The organism is Rheinheimera soli (assembly GCF_021290985.1).
GTDB lineage: Bacteria > Pseudomonadota > Gammaproteobacteria > Enterobacterales > Alteromonadaceae > Pararheinheimera > Pararheinheimera soli.
This window is the reverse complement of sequence record NZ_JAJOYU010000014.1, coordinates 54,801-73,698: the sequence shown is the minus strand read 5'-3', so window position 1 is coordinate 73,698 and position 18,898 is coordinate 54,801. Positions and strand designations below refer to the sequence as shown.

The window sequence follows — 18,898 nt, the reverse complement described above, 5'->3', positions numbered from 1 at the left end:
ATGTCAAAAGTGATCATCAGTACAGATAAAGCCCCTGCCGCTATTGGTACTTACAGTCAGGCCGTCAAAATTGGCACCACTGTGTACTTATCTGGTCAGATCCCTTTAGTGCCAGAGACTATGCAAATGGTGTCTGAAAATTTCGCTGAACAAACCCAGCAGGTGTTTGAGAACCTGGCTGCAGTTTGCCACGCAGCTGGCGGCAGTTTAAATGATATGGTCAAAGTGAATATTTTCCTGACTGACTTATCCAACTTCGCGACCGTCAATGAAATCATGAGCAAACACTTCAGTGCCCCTTATCCGGCTCGAGCTGCAGTTCAGGTCAGCGCTTTACCTCGTGGTGCTCAGGTTGAGATTGATGGCGTGATGGAAGTCCCTTCTACTAACTAGAGCAAGCGCTGCTTAGGTCCTGTAAGGCGAACTGAGTGAATAAGATCCTGTGTTGTGTTTTGCTGCTGATACTACCTCGTATTACAGCTGCTGCAGAGACACCAGTACTGACCTAGTGTCTGGATCATTTCTCGCGTTTTCATTCCTATGAAACAGGCAAAGCTCCGTACGGCCCTTCTGTAGATTTAATGCAGGAACTGGCTAAACGCGCTGGTTTTCAGTTGCAATTCAGCCCTAAGACGCCTTCGGCTCGTTGTTTGCGTCAGATGCAAACTGGTGAAGCGGATTTAATGAGTAATCTGAATTTCACTGACGAGCGGGCTGAATTTATTTATCTGATGCCTTATAACGAACGCATTCCGGAATCCCTGTATTTAAAAGCTGGCGACCAACGCTCCATTACTAACTTTAGTCAGCTGGCAGCTTTAACACTAGCGACAGTGCGTAACTACACCTACCACCCAACCTTGATGCAACTGATCAAAACCTCAAAGCGTCATGTTGAAATCGATAGCATAGAAACAGGTTTTGAAATGCTGCAACGTGGCCGAGTGGACTCATTGGTCGTTCCAACTCAAAGTTCTTTAGATGTCATTTCAGACAAACCTGAACTTCACTACCAGTTCAAACGAGCTCCTGTTGATTTTTCAGTGGTCGAAAAACGCTATATCAATATTGGCTTGTCTAAAAAGAGCAGACATCTGGATTTGAAAAGTCGCATCGAACAAGCGGTGCAGTCTATGGTAGCGGATGGTACTGTGAAAAAACTCTATGCCTTTGACCCATTAAAACACGGCCCTACCTATCTGGCCGATCCATCTGCAGTGAAACCCTAATGAAGTTTATCCTGCTCTGTTGTATCAGCCTACTGAGCGGGTTTGCCTCATCTTCAACGCTGGAATGGTGTCTTGATCACTTCCCACACCGGCATTTTTATCCAGATAACGGTCAGCCTCATGGTCCCACTGTGGAGCTGATGCAAGAGCTGTCAAAGCGCGCAGGTTTTACACTGACATTTAGCACCAACACACCCTTTCCTCGTTGCCTGCAGAATCTGAAACAAGGTAAAAGTGATTTGATGACAAGCCTGAACTACTCAGCTGCCAGAGCAGAATTTATGTATCTGTTGCCTTACGACAAAGCCAGAGTGGAAGTGCTGTATCAACGTAAAGGCGCGGTCCAGCTCAATAGCTGGACTGAACTAAGCAATCTGCCATTAGGAATGGTACGGGGCTATGTTTACAATGCAGCTTTGCTTGGAAAACTGACAGTGCAGAATCAGGTTGAAGTCAGTAGTCTGGATATAGGTTTTGCTATGTTGTTGACAGGCCGTATTGGGGCGCTGATTGCTCCAGCCCAACAGGCACTCAACGTCATCGACTCGAATCCTCGCTACAAAAACAAGTTTCAACCCGCGGTGCTGCAGTTTACACCGGCCACCGACCGATTTGTTTATCTCGGATTGTCCAAAAAAACTGTCTCTGACGATCAGAAACAGCAGATCGAAACAGCGCTGCAAAGCATGGTTAAAGACGGCTTAATTGAACATTTTCACCACAATAGCCACTTAACAAAAGACTAAAGCTACCTTGCTGGGGAATCACAAGGTAAACTGTCTGTTATCAGCCACTTAACCTGGTCTTCCTTTTGACAGTAACAGCACTGGATAGCATCTCAATCAGCCAGTTGAAAGGTGTTGGCGCCAAAGTCAGTGAACTGCTGCATAAGCTGGGCATTCAGAGCGTGCAGGATTTGTTGTTCCATCTGCCTTTACGTTACGAAGATCGTACCCGTCTCTACCCCATCGCCGACTTATGGCCACAACAAACGGCGACAGTGCAAGGTGAAGTGATCAGCAGCGAAATTACCTTCGGTAAAAGACGCAGCTGGCTGGTGTCTATCCGCGATGGTTCAGGCCACTTAACCTTGCGCTTTTTCCACTTTAACGCAGCACAAAAGAATGCCGTCACTCCAGGCGTCACCTTAAGAGTCTTTGGTGAAGTGAAACGGGGCATGCGTGGTTTTGAAATGATGCATCCGGAATACAAAGTTTTAAAAGACGGCTTTGATCAGGATGTGGCTGAAACCCTGACCCCTGTTTACCCAAGCACTGAAGGTTTAAAACAAAACAGCTGGCGTAATTTAACTGACGCCGCTTTGCAATTACTGCAGCGCAGCAGTCCCACCGAATACTTAGCACCAGTGCTCGACCAAAACAGCTGGTCTTTGTCTGATGCGCTGTTTTATCTGCACAGGCCACCACCAGATGCGTCCTTGCAGCTGCTGGAACAAGGCCAACATCCGGCACAGCAGCGGCTTATTTTTGAAGAGCTGGTCGCGCAGCAACTGTCGATGCTGCAATTACGCCAGCAATGCCGTGTGCAGCAAAGTCGCAGTTTTATAGTGGATGAAACTCAGAACCAAGAGTTTTTAGCGGCTTTGCCTTTTGCTCCAACTGGCGCGCAGCAGCGGGTGATCAATGAAATCCGTCATGATTTAGCGCAGACCGAACCCATGTTGCGTTTAGTACAAGGGGATGTCGGCTCTGGTAAAACGCTAGTTGCTGCTTTATCAGCTTTAACTGTTTTAAGCCGTGGATCTCAGGTGGCCTTGATGGCGCCAACAGAGCTGTTAGCAGAACAGCACGCCAACACTTTTAAAGCCTGGCTCGAGCCTTTGGGATATCAGATTGCCTGGCTAGCAGGTAAAGCTTCCGCCAAACAAAAGCAGTTACAGTTGAATGCGATTCAAACTGGTGAAGCGAAAATGGTGATCGGCACTCATGCGTTGTTTCAGCAACAAGTGCAGTTTCAACAACTAGCTTTAGTGATTATCGACGAGCAGCACAGATTTGGTGTGCACCAACGGCTGGAGTTGCGTGAAAAAGGCGCCGATACTGGCTTTTACCCCCATCAACTGGTGATGACAGCCACACCTATACCCCGCACTTTAGCCATGACAGCCTATGCCGATTTAGATACCTCTGTGATCGACGAACTGCCGCCAGGTCGAACTCCGGTCACCACTGTAGTCTTGCCAGATAGCCGGCGTGGCGAAGTCACAGAGCGGGTACGTCAGGTGGTGCAGAATCAGGGCAGGCAAGCCTATTGGGTTTGCACTTTGATTGAAGAGTCAGAGCAGCTGCAATGCCAGGCGGCAGAAATGACGGCGGTCGAACTGACTGCCGCTTTACCGGATTTGCGGATAGGTTTAGTGCATGGCCGCTTAAAAGCTGCGGAAAAACAACAAGTGATGGCGGCTTTTAAAGCCGGTGAGCTGGATTTATTAGTCGCAACTACTGTGATTGAAGTCGGGGTTGATGTCCCTAACGCCAGTTTAATGATTATTGAAAACCCGGAACGCTTGGGTTTGGCTCAGTTGCATCAGTTGCGTGGCCGGGTTGGTCGTGGCAGCGCAGTATCTCATTGTGTGCTTTTGTATCACGCACCCTTGTCGCCCACAGCTCAGGCTCGTTTAGCTGTGCTTAGGGAAAGCAATGATGGTTTTGTCATAGCGCAACGTGATTTGGAAATTAGAGGCCCGGGTGAACTGCTTGGCACCAAGCAAACAGGCCAAATCAGCTACCGCATTGCGGATTTAAGCCGGGATGCACAGCTCATTCCGGCGGCTCAACAAACCGCTGCGCTTCTGTGGCAGCAATACAACCAAAACTGCCCGCCTTTAATTCGCCGCTGGTTAGGTTTTAAAGAGATCTACGCTCAAGCCTGACATTTTCATGACAATTTTCTACTTTGGGTTACAGAAACGGCTGATTTGTGTCGCCTATACTTAGGATGCTAAATAATCAGGATGAATACTTTGAGCACAGGGACAACAGCTATTTGACGAAACCTCACAGAAGGAACCCAAAATGCGGCTATCCGGCGCAATCACCATTCTTGCTTTAGCGACAATTTTCACTCTCCATGCGAAGCAAATCGACAGCATTAAAGCATTTCAACAAGTAGATCCTTATCAGGTGACCTCCACAGCAGCCAGGCAGTGGGACAGTTCATTAAGCTTTGGCCCATGGCATACAACAAACCCAAGTAAAAATCCCGTCTCTGGTTTTGGTTTAGCACTGTTAGGTTTACCCTCAGATCCTCAACTATCAGCCTACAAGTTAACAGTCACAGATGGTCAGCAGTGGCAATATCTGGAATGTGTGGATCGTAGTCAATTAACAACGATGGCTCGCTGGCCCGCACGATCCAACAGAGGGCAGAAACCTGCTATGGCTTGTGGCATTAAAGGAATAGCAGATTTAACTTTCTACCTGAACCCGGAATGGGATAACCAATTTGTAGGCTATAGTCAGTTATCAGACCGTTCGATCAAAATTCGATCACTGCATATTCTGGCAGAAACGGCTTACCCAACACTGGCACCTGCAGGCTACTTGCTGACCGATGAACAAGGAGCCATAGCACAGGTTGAAGTGTTAGAAAACGGCAGGGTTTGGCTCAGACCGGGTTTAACGGCCCAAACCCAGCTTGAACTGGCGGCTCGTATAGCAGCTCTGTTAATCTTCCATCCACAAGGCTGATGAAATGAAGCAACAATGTTCCGAATAATTCAGATTGACCACGTGGTATTGCGGGTGAAGAACCTGCAACTGATGCTGGAGTTTTATCAGCAAGTGCTGGGTTGTAGCTTAGAGCGCGAAGAAACCGATTTAGGTTTGTATCAATTAAGGGCCGGCACTAGCCTGATTGATTTAGTACCAGTGGATCAAGCTTTGGGGCAACAAGGTGGCAAGGCACCAGGCCTCGAAGGGCACAACATGGATCACTTATGTTTACGCATTGAGCCTTTTGAACCCAAAGCTTTGCAGTTATATTTTCAAGGCAAAGGCGTGACCACAGGCCCTGTTGAATCGCGTTATGGCGCTGAAGGTCAGGGCCCGTCGATTTATATTCAGGACCCTGAAGGCAATACAGTCGAAATTAAAGGGCCACCCACCCTTCTTACTTAAACCCGCAGCGTTGTTGACTACTCTCTGTCGCCCCAGTCGCATAAGACCACTATGCTCTTGGGGTCGCCATCGCTTGTCGCCTAGCTGCTGCTTTAATTAATTTGGGTAATTTAAAGGACCTGAACTGCTGGTTTTTTCCGTAACGCCAAATAAGCATCCAGTGAATAAACAAGCAGTGCCAGCCAGATAAAACCAAAGGTTACCAGCTTTGCTGTGGTTAAGGTTTCGTTGTACAACCAGACCCCAAATACAAACATAAAACTAGGGCCTATATACTGGAAAAAGCCCATGGTCGATAACTGTAAGCGTTTTGCACCAGCAATAAAAAACAGCAAAGGCACTGTAGTGACAAAACCTGCAGCCATCAGCCACAGATTTAAACTCCAGCTGTTTTGACTGAAATCAGCTGCGCTGCTGTCTGCAAACTGCCACCAGTAATACAAGGCCAAAGGCAATAACAGCAGGGATTCAATAAAGAGTCCGGTAATGGCATCAATAGCCAGCTTTTTCCGGAATAAACCATAAAGAGCAAAAGTACAGGCCAGCGTTAATGCTATCCAGGGTACAGAACCAAAAGTAACCAACTGGATCAACACACCTGTTGCAGCCAGCGATAAAGCAAGCCACTGAAACTTACGCAAACGCTCGCCGAGAAAAAACATACCCAGCAGCACATTCAATAAAGGGTTGATGTAATAGCCTAAACTGGCATCCAGCATATGATGATTATTCACAGCCCAGATAAACAAACCCCAGTTGCCGCCTAAAATCAGCGAGGTGCCCAACAAAGCCAATACCATTTTAGGTTGGCTTAAAATCTGCTGCACTTTGCTCCATTGCTGCATCGCAAATACAATCAGCATCAGCAACACAAAAGACCAGACGACTCTGTGGATCAGAATTTCCTGCGCAGGTACAAAATCAATTTGTTTAAAATAAAGCGGAGCTATACCCCACAAGGTATAAGCACTGGCGGCAAAGGCACCACCTATTTTTTGCGCCGGACTTAACGACATAGTTACCACCACCTGCAGCCGCCGACCTCTGTCGACTTAAGGCGCGCATTGTACGTGACCAGTGTCACAAAGGTAAGACAACGGTATTAAAACTGGCGCAATATCAGATAAATCTGGCTAAAAGCGGATCAACCGACTAAATAAGTACCAGTACCCAAGGCAATATGAATACCTTGTTCGTTGTGTAACTCCATGCGGCAAACACAGACCTTATTGCCAGTGCGGATCACTTGTGCTGTCGCAATAAACTGCTGACCACGACCAGGACGTAAATAGTCAGTACGAATATCTATGGTGCTCATTTTGCCGAGTTTTTCCGCCAGTTCAGCGTCTGCTATATCACCGAAACGGCTTAAAGCGCTGGACACGGCCATCAGGCCTCCGACCACATCAAGCACAGAAGCTATCACACCACCATGTAAAATCTGCTGCACCGGGTTCCCCACCAGCTGACCTGCCCAGTCAAAACGCACTTCTGCTTGTTGTTCATCAAAACGGGTGACTTTTAAACATAACAAACGGTTAAAAGGCATCTGGTCAAAGGTATTGGCGATAAAAGGCAGTAACTGATCGGCGTGCATAAGGTTCTCAACTTTACTGGTAGGAGCAGTGAACAATCTATCCCAGCAGAGCCAATGACACAATGCCCAAGACAGTTCCGCTGCTTTTGATTACAATGCGCCAGATTTTTCATAATGCAGCCTTGTCCTTTGCCACAACTATTGTTCGACACCTTAAAACAAGCTTTTGGTTACAGTCAGTTCCGTCATGGACAACTGGAGGTGATCCAGGCTTGCCTGAGTGGTCAGGACACTTTTGTCCTGATGCCAACAGGTGGCGGAAAATCACTGTGTTATCAGTTACCTGCTCTGCTGCTGCCTTATGTCACCGTGGTGGTCTCGCCTTTAATGTCGCTGATGAAAGATCAGGTCGACGCGTTGCAGGCCAACGGTATTGCCGCTGAGTTTATAAACAGCAGCCAAAGCAGAGAAGAAATTCAGGATGTGATCCGGCGTTTACGCAATCAGCAACTCAAACTGCTGTATCTGGCGCCAGAGCGTTTGTTGCAAGCTGATTTTATGTCGCGCCTGGCGGAAGTGGGTGTTAGTTTGTTTGCCATAGACGAAGCGCACTGTATTTCGCAGTGGGGTCACGACTTCAGGCCTCATTACACTGAACTGGCGCAGCTCAAGCAGTATTTCCCGCATGTGCCTATGATGGCTCTGACAGCCACAGCCGATCCAGCCACGCAAAAAGACATCAGCCGTCAGTTGAACTTGCAACAACCTTATGTCTCAGTCGGCAGCTTTGACCGGCCTAATATCCGCTACACAGTGCAGGAAAAATTCCGCCCGCTGGAACAGGTGGTGAATTACCTGAAACTGCAGGAACAACAAAGTGGCATTATTTATTGTGCTTCACGTCGCAAAGTCGACGAGCTGACCGAACAACTGGCGGGCAAAGGTTTTCAGGTGGCGGCTTATCACGCTGGCTTAACTAACGAGCAACGCAACTCGGTGCAGGAAGCCTTTAAAAAAGACCAAATTCAGCTGATTATCGCCACTGTAGCTTTTGGTATGGGCGTCAATAAATCCAATATTCGGTTTGTGATCCACTTTGAATTACCCCGCACCATAGAAGCTTATTATCAGGAAACAGGCCGCGCCGGCCGTGACGGTGTGCCCGCTGAAGCTTTAATGCTGGTCGACCCCGCCGATATAGCCCGGATGCGCAGCTGGATAGAAAAAGACGAAAACAACAGCAGAACCGAAGTCGCGTTGCAGCGCTTTAACCAGATGGCAGCTTTTGCTCAGGCTCAAACCTGCCGGCGTCTAGTGCTGCTGAACTATTTTGGTGAATCCAGTCAGAAACCTTGTGGCAACTGCGATATCTGTATAGACCCACCCAAACAGTTTGATGCCACTGAACTGGCGCGAAAAGCCTTGTCCTGTGTCTACAGAGTGAACCAAAGTTTTGGCATGAACCATGTCATCGACGTATTACGTGGCAGCCAAACCAGCCGCATTCACGAACTGGGTCACGATAAGTTATCCACCTTTGCCATAGGCAAAGATCAGTCACACGATTATTGGCTGAGTATTTTGCGCCAGTTGGTGCATTGTGGTTTATTGCAGCAGGACATCAGCCAGCACTCGGTATTAAAACTACAGGAAGCTGCACGGGCTGTACTCCGGGCCGAACAAAGCCTGCAACTGGCTGTGCCACGCCTGGTGCAAACCAAAGCAAGCAGCAGTAGCAAAACCACAGCGCCACAAAACTATGACCGTAAGCTGTTCGCCCGCTTAAAAGTGCTGCGTAAAGCCATAGCTGAACGCGACGACGTGCCACCTTTTGTGGTGTTCTCAGACGCAACGCTGATAGAAATGGCGCAAGCCTGCCCCACCAATAGCGTGGAGTTCTTAGCCATCAGCGGTGTAGGCCAGACTAAACTGGGCCGCTATGGCGCAGATTTCCTTGATTTAATCAGCGATTATTTAGCAGGTGATTAACGTTACATTGACACTAAAAAGCATTCAGATTAACCTGTCGCCTCAACTGCAGCTTTAGACCCATCACCAAGCAGTAAAGGAAAAGCTTATGCAAAAACATGGATTTGGTTTTATTGCCATTCTGGCAAGTGCAGCATTAATGACTGGATGCAGTAGCTACAATCACCAGCGTGTGGCTGAAGACTTTATCGAAGGTGCCACTTCCAATGCAGCAACCAATCGCCAAAATGCAGAACAGCAACACCAAAAGCCGGATTCTTCTTTGCTGCCAGATGTAATAAACGGCGTTTTAAATGTGGGTTTGCAGTGGCTGGTTTCCCCAGAAGAGCCCGCAGATAAAAACTGATTTTCCGCATTTGGCGGCAGCTTCCAGCGGCCGCCCTGTTACAACCCATCACTATTTATTTGCAGGCAAGGCCGCAAAATAGGCCGCTAAATCCAAAATATCCGCATCAGACAAACCTGCCGCCATAGGCGACATCACCGCATGTTTACGCTGACCATCACGGTAAGCTTTAATAGAGCTCTCCAGATACTTCACTTTTTGCCCTGCTAAGTTCGGGTAATCCGGAATAACAGACACCCCTTCTGCACCATGGCAAGCAGCGCAGACCGCAGCTTTGGTTTTTCCAGCGACAGGGTCTTGTGCCATAGCTGGTACAGAGAACCCGATTAAAACTAATACTATCAACGGCATAAATCGCATTATTGGTATTCTCCCTAAATATGGACTTTGGGTTTATTTTTTTAGATCTTTTGTCCATTAAAGACCTAAGCACTTGTTTATACAAGTCAGAGCGCAAAATACATCCAAAGTGCAGCCTCAACACCAGAAAGCGCTTGAGCTAAGCAGATACAGCAACCACAATAGGCCATCGCAGTTTTGGGATTGGTTATGTCACTTATTTTAAGTTCCACTTATGCTACGCATTTGCCTGATTTAGTCAGCGCTGTCGCTGTGACTCCATTTGCAGAGCCCAAACTTTTAGCCTTTAGTGCTGATACAGCAGCTTTGTTGCAACTCCCCACCGCGTTTTTTAGCCAAACAGATGCCGCTGACTATTTAAGTGGTAAAAAGCTGTTTGCCGGCAGCAAGCCAGTAGCGCAAAAGTACGCGGGCCACCAGTTTGGTCAATACAACCCAGAACTAGGCGATGGTCGTGGTTTGCTGTTGGGGGATATTCAGGGCCGCGATGGCCTGCGTTACGATTTACATTTGAAAGGGGCTGGCCGCACCCCTTATTCACGTTTTGGTGATGGTCGTGCTGTATTACGCTCCAGCATCCGTGAGTTTTTAGCCTCCGAAGCTATGCATCATTTAGGTATAGCTACCAGCAGAGCATTAAGTCTGGTCGGAAGCACCGAGCCGGTGCAACGCGAAACTATAGAGCAAGGGGCTATGGTGATCCGCGTTTGCCCAAGCCATATCCGTTTTGGTCACTTTGAACATTGTTTTTACACTGGCGATAAGAACCAGCTACAACGGCTGGTCGATTTTACAGTGCAGCAGCATTTCCCCGACTGCCTGAATGCCGCAAATCCCGCTTTGGCTATGTTGCAACAAGTCGTAGTGCGTACCGCAGAACTGATTAGCCAGTGGCAGGCCGTAGGTTTTAATCATGGTGTGATGAACACAGACAATATGTCGATTTTAGGGATTAGCTTTGATTACGGCCCTTATGCTTTTTTAGATGATTATCAGCCGGGTTATATCTGCAATCATTCGGATCACAGTGGCCGTTATGCCTTTGATGAACAACCAGGTATAGGGTTGTGGAATCTCAATGCGCTGGCGCATGCGTTGTCCCCTTTGATTGAAGTCGAAGATTTACGCTCGGCACTTGGCTTGTATGAACCGACCTTGGTGGATCACTACATGACATTGATGGGCAAGAAGCTGGGTCTTAGCACACAACAGCCAACAGACCGCGCTTTAATAGGCCAATGGCTGGCTATATTGCAGCAACAGCAACAAGACTACAGTTTAAGTTTCCGCCGTCTGGCTGATTTTGCGGATGACGCAACAGGTTCTTCTGTGCGGGATCATATGCTGGATCTCGCCGCTTTTGACCAATGGGCAGAATTGTATCGTGCTCGTCTGATGCTGGAGCCAGGCACACAACTTGAACGTAAAAACCTGATGAATAGCGTCAACCCATTGTATATATTGAGAAACTACTTAGCTCAACAAGCCATTGAAGCTGCAGAACAAGGGAACACAGCACCTTTACATGAACTGATGCAGGTACTGCAGAATCCTTACCAGCCACAACCAGGCAAAGAAGCCTTTGCCGCCCCGCCACCAGATTGGGGCAAAGGAATGGATATCTCCTGCAGCAGTTAACGGAAGCCTTATGAACCAAAGTGCTATAAACAGTTTTATTGTCCAAGTTGAGCCAAAACAGCTGCTGCTGACCCCTTTATGGCCGATGCGGTTTGAACAAGTGCAGCAGTGCAAGCTATGGTTTGCACAAAGCTCAATCCGAACCGGCACTTTATCTTACGGCGCAGACAGGGTGGAGCTGGGTTTTAGTTTCGCGGATCACCCTTTTACTTTTTGTTATGAAGACTACAGCGAAAGTTTTTGGGTGACGGCTGACAGTGCGGGCAGCGCTATGTTACTGTCAGAATTAGCAAAAGAATTCAGTAATTTGAGGATCGGATGAAGGCAAAACTGCAGCATGTATTAAAGCTATGGTGGCTGATGCTGCTGGTGTTTTGCAGCAATGTTTTTGCTTTTCATGCTCAGGTGAATCACTTTGATAAACAGCTTAGCCGTCAGGAATTAGGGCCTTCGTTGTATTTTCAACAAAGCCACAAAGCCTTGCCGCTGGAAGAGCTGATCTTTGATCCTGAGCGGCACCATGCCTTTCGTCTGGTGACAGAATACAAAAAGTCGCTGCAAAGTGTAGATCAGTCCTTGTGGTTATTTGCCCGTTTACACTACAAAGGCCAAACCCCTATTCAGACTGTACTGCATTATGACTTTCCGCTGGCCGATCTGGTGCAGGTGTACAGCTACAACAGGGAAAAAAATGATCTGCAGCTGTTAAGCAGCACTGGTGCTTCGGTGCCTTTTTATCAACGCGCTCTGGCGTATCGAAGTTTCGCATTTCCAATCAACTTTGAACCAGGCCAGGAACTTGACCTCTTTATCAAAGTTCAGGATGCAGCAGTTGCGCCAGTGCAGTTGACCTTATGGCAACACAACAACTTTGTATTGGACCAGTTGTATAAAAACATTCTGGATGGCCTGCTATGTGGTGTTTTATTGCTGATGGCGATCTATAACCTGTTTTTGTTTTTTTCAGTGCAACAGCGGCTCTATTTGTATTATTCAGGCTTTTTTATCAACTGCGCTCTGGTGCTGGCTATTTTAAATGGCCTGGCCTTTGCGATGCTTTGGCCCGACTATCCGGAAATTAATCAGGCCATTTTGTATGTGGCCGCCGGGGCAACCTACACTTGCCTGACACTGTTTAGCTGGCATGTCCGTAAACAGCAAGGCGGAATACTGGGGCGTTTTGGCTTTTATTTGTGTTTAATCAGCGCCTTGTTATTACTCTTTAGCCCACTGTACGCCAATAACCAATTACGATTCTGGGGCTTATTGGTAGTCACCACTTTATGTTTAGGTGTAAACACCCTGTTTGCCTTGATGCACGCCATTAAAGGCGACCGCACCGCCAAAACTTTTGCCTTAGGCTGGGCATTTTTCTTTGGTTGCATCGTTGTACTGGCTTTATCGCAAATTGGTTATTTACCCACAGCTCAGGCCTGGCAATACCTGCTATTGATGGCTGTGATGGGCAGCATGGCGCTGATGAGCTTCAGCTTGATGCAAAATATCAAAGGCACTCAACAACAAAGTCAGGATCATCAGCGCCTGGCGAATGCGCATTTGCAGCAGTATTACGATATTTATCACAATGCTGTTGAAGGTATGTTTACCAGCACTTTGCAGGGCCAATTAATTACAGCCAATCAGGCATTACTGACTATGCTGGGTTATCAAAATTTGCAGCAAATGCAGCAGGATGTGGCGAAATCCAGTATGGCGCGTTATTACGCCAATCCGGAAGACAGAGTGCAGATGCTGAAACAACTGCAGTTGGGTGACAATAAGAATTTTGAAATCAGAGGTTTGCGTTCTGATGGTTCAGCATTTTGGGCTTTAATGTCGGCCAGGCTGGCAGAAGGGGACGGCGTGCAAAGTGCTTATGTGCATGGCTCTATAGTCGATATCACAGCCCATAAACAAAATACCGAACAGCTGGCTTATCTGGCCACCCACGACCCGCTGACGTCTTTATACAACCGGCATTATTTTATTGAGCAGCTGGAATTGGCGTTGCGATCTGAGCACAAAGCCACTTTGCTTTATCTGGATATAGACCAGTTTAAACTGATCAATACCACCTGTGACCACAGAGCAGGTGATGCCTTGTTATGCCAAATCAGTAATCAAATGCAAAGAGTGCTGGATAACAGAGGTATTTTAGCCCGGCTGGAAAGTGACGAATTTGTGGTCTTGCTGCCCGATCTGAGCAGCAATGAGGCTTTTGCTATTGCCCGTCAGTTGTTGGACACAGTCAAAGAGTTTCGTTTTATCTGGCAGGACAGCGTGTTCAGTATCAGCGTCAGTATTGGTCTGGCGGAAAATTCAGACGGCAATAAGAGTACTGAACATTGGTTAAAACAAGCCGACTCCGCCTGTTTTGTCGCCAAAGAAAAGGGCCGTAATCGTATTCATATGTTTAACGCCGATGATGAAGAGCTGCAACGGCATCAGTCCGAAATTCAGTGGTTAAAAACCTTACGTCAGGCACTGGAACAAGATAATTTTGTGCTCTTTATGCAGCCTATAGCCGCAATACAGCAGACTCAGCCGGGTTTGCATTATGAGCTATTATTGCGTTTATCTTTGCCGGATCAAGGGTTGATAGCACCGGGCAGCTTCTTAAGCTCAGCAGAACGTTATGGTTTGATGCCACAAATAGACCGTTGGGTGATCCGCAACTACTTCCGTTGGCTGGCACAACAACCTGCTCATCTGGCAGAACTGAGTTTAGCCAATATCAATTTATCCGGCGCTTCATTAACAGATCCGTTATTTAAAGCTTATGTCGCCTCATTGTTTCGTGAATACCGAATTCCTTTTGCCAAAGTGTGTTTTGAAATCACTGAAAGTATGGCGATTTTAAATGTGCATCAAACGCTGGATTTTATCTCCCATTTCCGCACTTTAGGCTGCAAGTTTGCTTTGGATGACTTTGGCAGTGGGTTTTCTTCCTATGGTTATCTGAAAAACTTCCCTATCGACTTTGTCAAAATTGACGGCAGCTTTGTCCGCGACTTGCTGATCGACCCATTTGATTGCGCCATAGTGCAGTCTATTCACGATATAGCCAGGGCGATGAAAATCCAAACCGTAGCCGAATACGTTGAAAACATGGAGATTTGTCACAAGCTGACAGAGATGGGGATCGACTTCGCTCAAGGCTACGGCATAGCCAAACCCCGCCCTCTTTATCAACAGGAATAAAACCGGCAACTACCCCCATTTTCAGCAGCCAAAGTATATTTTTTGCGCCCTATTGCTGAGTCTCAATCGCTGTCATTACAATAGCGCCCCGCCCCAGATGGGGTTTTGCTGTTTGTTCGGAGAACCTATGCAGCAGCTGCGCGACACAGCCTCGACGTTAATGATCCTCAACGACGAAATTGCTCATACTTATAGTAGTTACCAGAACGATCGCAAGCTGTTTTGCCGTAGTGGCTGTGGTGAATGTTGTCTGCATCCGGGCATTGAAGCCTCAGTACTTGAAATGTTGCCTTTGGCGCTTCATTTGTACGAACAAGGCACAGCTGAAAGTACACTCGAAGCCCTACAACACCATGAGCTGGATAGCTGTTTCTTTTATCAGGCCTCTTCAGAAGATCGTAAAAGTGGTCAGTGTGGTGTTTACCCCTATCGCCCTGCAGTGTGCCGCATGTTTGGTGCAGCAGGTTACCGTGGCCGTGAAGGTGAAGTCTTACTGTCGATTTGCAAAGTGATACGTGCCGATGAACCTGCTGCCGTTATTGCAGCAGAACAAAGCCTGACCAGTGTAATTCCGCCTATGATGATGAATCATAAAGCCCAAATTGCTCAGTTGGACTACGAACTCAGTAAACAGAATATGCCAATTAAAGAAGCTGCCGCTGCAGCTCTGGAAAAAGTACTGACCAAAGCCTGGTATGCCGACATGGCAGGCTGATTAACCAGTTGATTAAAGCCGCTGCAAAAATTGTTTGGCGTAGCTTAACGCTGTATCTGTGTGGCTAAAATGTTGGGGTTTATGTGAGTGCTGGTATTTCATTTCCAGCAACTGTTGCTGAACTGTATTTAAACCGATAAAACAGCGCAGCACGCAGCCGTGTTGATCTTCCCAGGCGCTGAAGGCTGTCATCTCACTGATCGCATCAGGTGTTGCCAGCTCCCAACCTTGCATATCCATAACCCTGGCCCATTTTTTACCGGAAAATCCTTGTACCTGGGCTTTCAGATCCTCAATAAGTTGCTCTGAACCCTCTTTGTTCCAGGCGCCCTGAATTTCACACAATAAAACTTCGCCTTGAGGTGTGACGCTGAATTTACCATGGGCAATAAAATCGGTCATAGCTGGTACTCCTTTTGACTAACTAAGTCAGTATAGACAGGATGGGTTAGTCATCACCCAAATCTGTCAGGCCGTAACGCTCAATTTTTTTTAGTAAGCCCTGACGGGAAATACCTAAAACACGTGACGCCTGACTCTTATTGCCTTTATGTTGGGCCATGGCCTGCTGAATTAAACGGATCTCCAATGCTTTGACCTGTTCATCCAGACTACTTAAATCCGATCCTGGCAAGAGTTCGCTGTCTGTTGGCGTGCTTTGATGCTCCAGATGCAGCAGTTGAATATCTGCAACCCGGATCACCCCTTGTTGGGCTATAGCAGCGACACTTTCCAGCGTATTCTTTAATTCCCGCACATTACCCGGCCAGTGTTTTTGTAAAAACCAGCTGATAGCCGCCGATTCCAATTGCAACTTCTGGCCATACTGCTGGCTAAGTTGCTCCAGAAAAAACTGGATCAGCAAAGGAATATCTTCCCGCCTCTCATCTAAGGCCACTGTTTCTATAGTGACCCCTTTAATGCGGTAATACAGATCTTCTCGGAACTTACCTTGTTTGACTAAATCCGGCAGATTGGCGTTGGTGGCCGACACTAAGCGAATATCAATTTTTTGCTGCTCACGCCCGCCGACAGGATAAAAAGTGCCCTCTTGCAGTACCCGCAGTAATTTCACCTGCATCGCCAGCGGCATTTCACCGATTTCATCCAGAAACAAAGTGCCGCCATCTGCCAGTTTTAATAAACCCTGCCGGTCTTTATCTGCTCCGGTAAAAGCCCCTTTGACATAACCAAACAGCTCACTTTCCAGTAGTTCAGCCGGAATAGCGCCACAGTGTACTGAGACAAAAGCTTTGCCAGAGCGTGGGCTTAGCTCATGCAAAGCCCGTGAAATCACTTCTTTACCTGTACCGGATGGCCCTGTCACCAGCACCCGCACTTCAGTGGGCGCTATACGCTGTACTAAGGTGCGAACTGTTTCCATATGCCGCGAATGGCCAGCCAACTTCGGCAAAAAACTATGTTGCTGTAAACCTTGTTTTAACTGACTCAGCTCTTTTTCCAGCTGATGTTTAGTGATAGCGCGTTTCACCACTACAGCCAATAATTCCGGATCTATGGGTTTGGCAATAAAGTCCCATGCGCCCTGAGCTATAGCCTGCAACGCCAGTTCCCGCTCGGCATGCCCGGTTAAAATAATAACTGGTCTGCTGGAGAACTCAGGCACAGCAGCCAGCGTATGGGCGGGGTCAAACGCAGGTGGTAACGCCAAGTCCAATAAAATTAAGTCGGCATCAAACTGCTGAAGTTTACTGCGGGTTTCTTCCAGATTAGCGGCTCCTGCCACCTGATAACCTTGTTGCTGTAAAAAACGTTCGGCTAATAAACGAAAGGCCGGCTCATCATCCACTATTAAAATGCGCGCCGGGTTTGGCGTTGTTGCGCTAAACATGAGGAATATCCTTCGGAAACAAAAGTTCAAAACTGACAGGCCACCCCAAATCAGTACGGAAACTAATCTGGCCCTGATGGGCATCCATAATACGTTTCACTATGGCCAAACCTAAACCACTGCCACCGCTACGCTTGCTGATAAAAGGCCGAAATAACAGTTCAGTGGTTAAACTGGCATCCAGGGCCGGTCCATTGTTATGCACTCTAAGCCGGATTTGCTGGTGCAGATCAGTCACTTCAATCAGCAAAGATGCATTGGCCTGGTTACGTAAGAAAGCATTGGCGTTATCAAACAAGTTTAAGAACACCTGCTGCACTCTGTGCTGATCGGCCTGCAGTATCAGGCCAGCCGGGACCTTCAGTTCAAGCTGTACCTGCTGCCAGTCGAATTGTTGCAACAAACTTTGCAACAGAGGTTCCAGTTCCATCTGACTGTATTGCAGCTGCAACCGGCCTGAGTACACCAACATATCGGAAATCAGCCGGTCGGCTCTTTTCAGTTGCTGCTGAATATGAGCACGTAACTCAGCATCCACGCCAGCAGAGGCCATCGAAATAATATTCAGCGGGTTACGCAATTCATGCGCCATAGAAGCGGCCAAAGCGCCCATTTCAACCAGATGTTGTTGCGACAACTGCTGTTTTTCAGCTTCAGCCAATTGCAACGATTGCGCCAGTAACTCACAGCTGCTACCAAGCAAAGAGCCAAAAACTTCGGCCATTAAACGTATGCCAGGCGTCATATCGTCCCAGCCCAATAACTGCACTTGCCACTGGCCTTGCTGATTGTAACAGCGAATTTGTAGCTGGCTTTTATCCGCAACTCCATCCGTAAGGCGTCCTGCGGTCGATGTGGGTAATTCCACCTGCACTTTTTGTTTTAGCGCTGCGGATAAGAGTTCAGAGGATTTTTCACACAACTGAACCCAGTTCTGACACTGACCCAGTTGCTGCCGCCAGAAGTTGATCAGCGCCGGATCCAAAGTGGCTCCAGGGTAAATCAAGCGCTCAGCCAGTTTAGCCACAGGCCGGTAACAGGCTGCGGTTAGCAACAATACCAGACTGGAATACAACCATAATTGCCAGCCTGGTACATTCGCCAGCGCCTGCATGCCCAACTGACCAAAGATAGAGCTGACCAGCGCCATCAATAACAGCAATAACAACGACATCACCAGCCAGAGTAAGGCTCTGTTGGCCAGCGCATTCACCGCCAGCATCTGATAACGTACGACGCCATAGACCAGCAACACAGGATAGCTGGGCAGCAACAACATAGGATAAGGAAACCAGTCCAGCCCAAAGGAAGGGAACACTACCGGAGTCGCCAGCAATAAACCCCAGCCACCAGCTAAAAACATCGCCACTATTGAACGTTTTTTATTGCCCTGATGATAACGCCAGCCGTACCACAATACGGCATGAGCTAATACACCCAGAACCACTGTGTAAAGCAGATTTAAAAAACCGTAGGAGTGAAAAACAAAAACCTGGCCCAAAGCAACACTGTGTAGCACATCACCAGCATCAAGGCTCCAGCTCAGCAACACCACTAGAGATGTCAGAAAATATAACCAGCCAATATGGCGACGAGCCCAGCCCAGCCAAGGGGCTTTTACCTGATCCTGCTCAACAAAACGCAACGCAAAATGCAGAAAAAAGGTCGGCATCAAGGGATTGGCCAATAATAAATAGCGGCCAAGCTGCGGCTCATTATGTAATACAAAAATATGACCCAGACACCAGAGTGCCATCATGGCACCAAAGCCAGCCAGGCCTGCCAGCGTGCGCTGATAACGTGAATGCCACCATAACCAACCCGACATCAAGGCAGCACAAGCACTGGTGACTAACATCATCAGCTCAAAAGCTAAAATCAAATCCACAGCT

18 protein-coding genes are annotated in these 18,898 nt (G+C 47.7%); 12 read left to right on the top strand and 6 right to left on the bottom strand.

All coding sequences use genetic code 11. The features are described from left to right. The 6 genes from LSG37_RS11485 (at position 1) to LSG37_RS11460 (ending at position 5,368) form a co-directional block, all read left to right on the top strand. Entirely contained in the window at positions 1 to 393 is a 393-nt protein-coding gene (locus LSG37_RS11485) for a RidA family protein (protein ID WP_233080011.1), read from the top strand. A 119-nt stretch (positions 394 to 512) separates the two neighbouring features. After that, positions 513 to 1,229, top strand: coding sequence for a substrate-binding periplasmic protein (locus LSG37_RS11480; RefSeq protein WP_269836566.1), 717 nt, complete (start codon positions 513 to 515; stop codon positions 1,227 to 1,229). Further along, positions 1,229 to 1,975, top strand: a complete 747-nt coding sequence (locus LSG37_RS11475; RefSeq protein ID WP_233080009.1) for a substrate-binding periplasmic protein — start codon at positions 1,229 to 1,231, stop codon at positions 1,973 to 1,975. Before LSG37_RS11480 ends, LSG37_RS11475 begins: the two co-directional genes overlap by 1 nt. Positions 1,976 to 2,040: 65 nt before the next feature. Further along, positions 2,041 to 4,122 carry an ATP-dependent DNA helicase RecG gene (recG, locus tag LSG37_RS11470; RefSeq protein ID WP_233080008.1) on the top strand — a complete coding sequence of 694 codons (2,082 nt, stop codon included), beginning with the start codon at positions 2,041 to 2,043 and terminating at the stop codon, positions 4,120 to 4,122. 142 nt (positions 4,123 to 4,264) lie between these two features. Beyond that, a complete protein-coding gene (locus LSG37_RS11465; protein WP_233080007.1) occupies positions 4,265 to 4,939 on the top strand; it encodes a hypothetical protein in 675 nt (224 codons plus the stop codon). Between the two features lie 15 nt (positions 4,940 to 4,954). Then, positions 4,955 to 5,368: a VOC family protein gene (locus LSG37_RS11460; RefSeq protein WP_233080006.1), complete on the top strand. Its 414-nt coding sequence runs from the start codon at positions 4,955 to 4,957 to the stop codon at positions 5,366 to 5,368. Between the two features lie 110 nt (positions 5,369 to 5,478). On the opposite strand, the gene rarD is transcribed toward LSG37_RS11460, so the two are convergent. Both rarD and LSG37_RS11450 read right to left on the bottom strand, forming a co-directional pair. Further along, entirely contained in the window at positions 5,479 to 6,384 is a 906-nt protein-coding gene (rarD, locus tag LSG37_RS11455; protein ID WP_233080005.1) for an EamA family transporter RarD, read from the bottom strand. 128 nt (positions 6,385 to 6,512) lie between these two features. Further along, positions 6,513 to 6,965 (bottom strand): thioesterase family protein, encoded by a 453-nt coding sequence (locus tag LSG37_RS11450; protein ID WP_233080004.1) that lies wholly within the window; start codon positions 6,963 to 6,965, stop codon positions 6,513 to 6,515. A gap of 114 nt (positions 6,966 to 7,079) precedes the next feature. Here LSG37_RS11450 and recQ point away from each other — a divergent pair, with 114 nt between their 5' ends. Further along, entirely contained in the window at positions 7,080 to 8,894 is a 1,815-nt protein-coding gene (recQ, locus tag LSG37_RS11445; protein WP_233080003.1) for a DNA helicase RecQ, read from the top strand. An 88-nt stretch (positions 8,895 to 8,982) separates the two neighbouring features. Then, positions 8,983 to 9,240, top strand: a complete 258-nt coding sequence (locus LSG37_RS11440) for a hypothetical protein (RefSeq protein WP_233080002.1) — start codon at positions 8,983 to 8,985, stop codon at positions 9,238 to 9,240. A 51-nt stretch (positions 9,241 to 9,291) separates the two neighbouring features. Here LSG37_RS11440 and LSG37_RS11435 read toward each other — a convergent pair whose 3' ends face one another. Next, complete coding sequence (locus LSG37_RS11435; RefSeq protein WP_233080001.1) at positions 9,292 to 9,600, bottom strand: c-type cytochrome; 309 nt, start codon at positions 9,598 to 9,600, stop codon at positions 9,292 to 9,294. Between the two features lie 189 nt (positions 9,601 to 9,789). Here LSG37_RS11435 and LSG37_RS11430 point away from each other — a divergent pair, with 189 nt between their 5' ends. From LSG37_RS11430 to LSG37_RS11415, 4 genes are all read left to right on the top strand, one after another. Next, positions 9,790 to 11,238 carry a protein adenylyltransferase SelO gene (locus LSG37_RS11430; RefSeq protein WP_233080000.1) on the top strand — a complete coding sequence of 483 codons (1,449 nt, stop codon included), beginning with the start codon at positions 9,790 to 9,792 and terminating at the stop codon, positions 11,236 to 11,238. Between the two features lie 10 nt (positions 11,239 to 11,248). Next, a complete protein-coding gene (locus tag LSG37_RS11425) occupies positions 11,249 to 11,560 on the top strand; it encodes a DUF3630 family protein (protein WP_233079999.1) in 312 nt (103 codons plus the stop codon). Further along, positions 11,557 to 14,439: an EAL domain-containing protein gene (locus tag LSG37_RS11420; protein WP_233079998.1), complete on the top strand. Its 2,883-nt coding sequence runs from the start codon at positions 11,557 to 11,559 to the stop codon at positions 14,437 to 14,439. The genes LSG37_RS11425 and LSG37_RS11420 overlap by 4 nt, the downstream gene beginning before the upstream one ends. 127 nt (positions 14,440 to 14,566) lie before the next feature. Beyond that, on the top strand, positions 14,567 to 15,154 hold the full coding sequence (locus LSG37_RS11415) for a YkgJ family cysteine cluster protein (RefSeq protein WP_233079997.1): 588 nt from the start codon (positions 14,567 to 14,569) through the stop codon (positions 15,152 to 15,154). 12 nt (positions 15,155 to 15,166) lie between these two features. Here the strand turns inward: LSG37_RS11415 and LSG37_RS11410 are convergent, their stop codons facing one another. The 3 genes from LSG37_RS11410 to LSG37_RS11400 are packed head-to-tail and all read right to left on the bottom strand — an operon-like array spanning position 15,167 to position 18,894. Beyond that, positions 15,167 to 15,556 (bottom strand): hypothetical protein, encoded by a 390-nt coding sequence (locus LSG37_RS11410; protein ID WP_233079996.1) that lies wholly within the window; start codon positions 15,554 to 15,556, stop codon positions 15,167 to 15,169. 46 nt (positions 15,557 to 15,602) lie between these two features. After that, positions 15,603 to 17,006, bottom strand: a complete 1,404-nt coding sequence (locus tag LSG37_RS11405) for a sigma-54-dependent transcriptional regulator (RefSeq protein WP_233079995.1) — start codon at positions 17,004 to 17,006, stop codon at positions 15,603 to 15,605. Continuing rightward, positions 16,999 to 18,894, bottom strand: coding sequence for an ATP-binding protein (locus tag LSG37_RS11400; protein WP_233079994.1), 1,896 nt, complete (start codon positions 18,892 to 18,894; stop codon positions 16,999 to 17,001). The genes LSG37_RS11405 and LSG37_RS11400 overlap by 8 nt, the downstream gene beginning before the upstream one ends. Positions 18,895 to 18,898 lie beyond the last annotated feature (4 nt).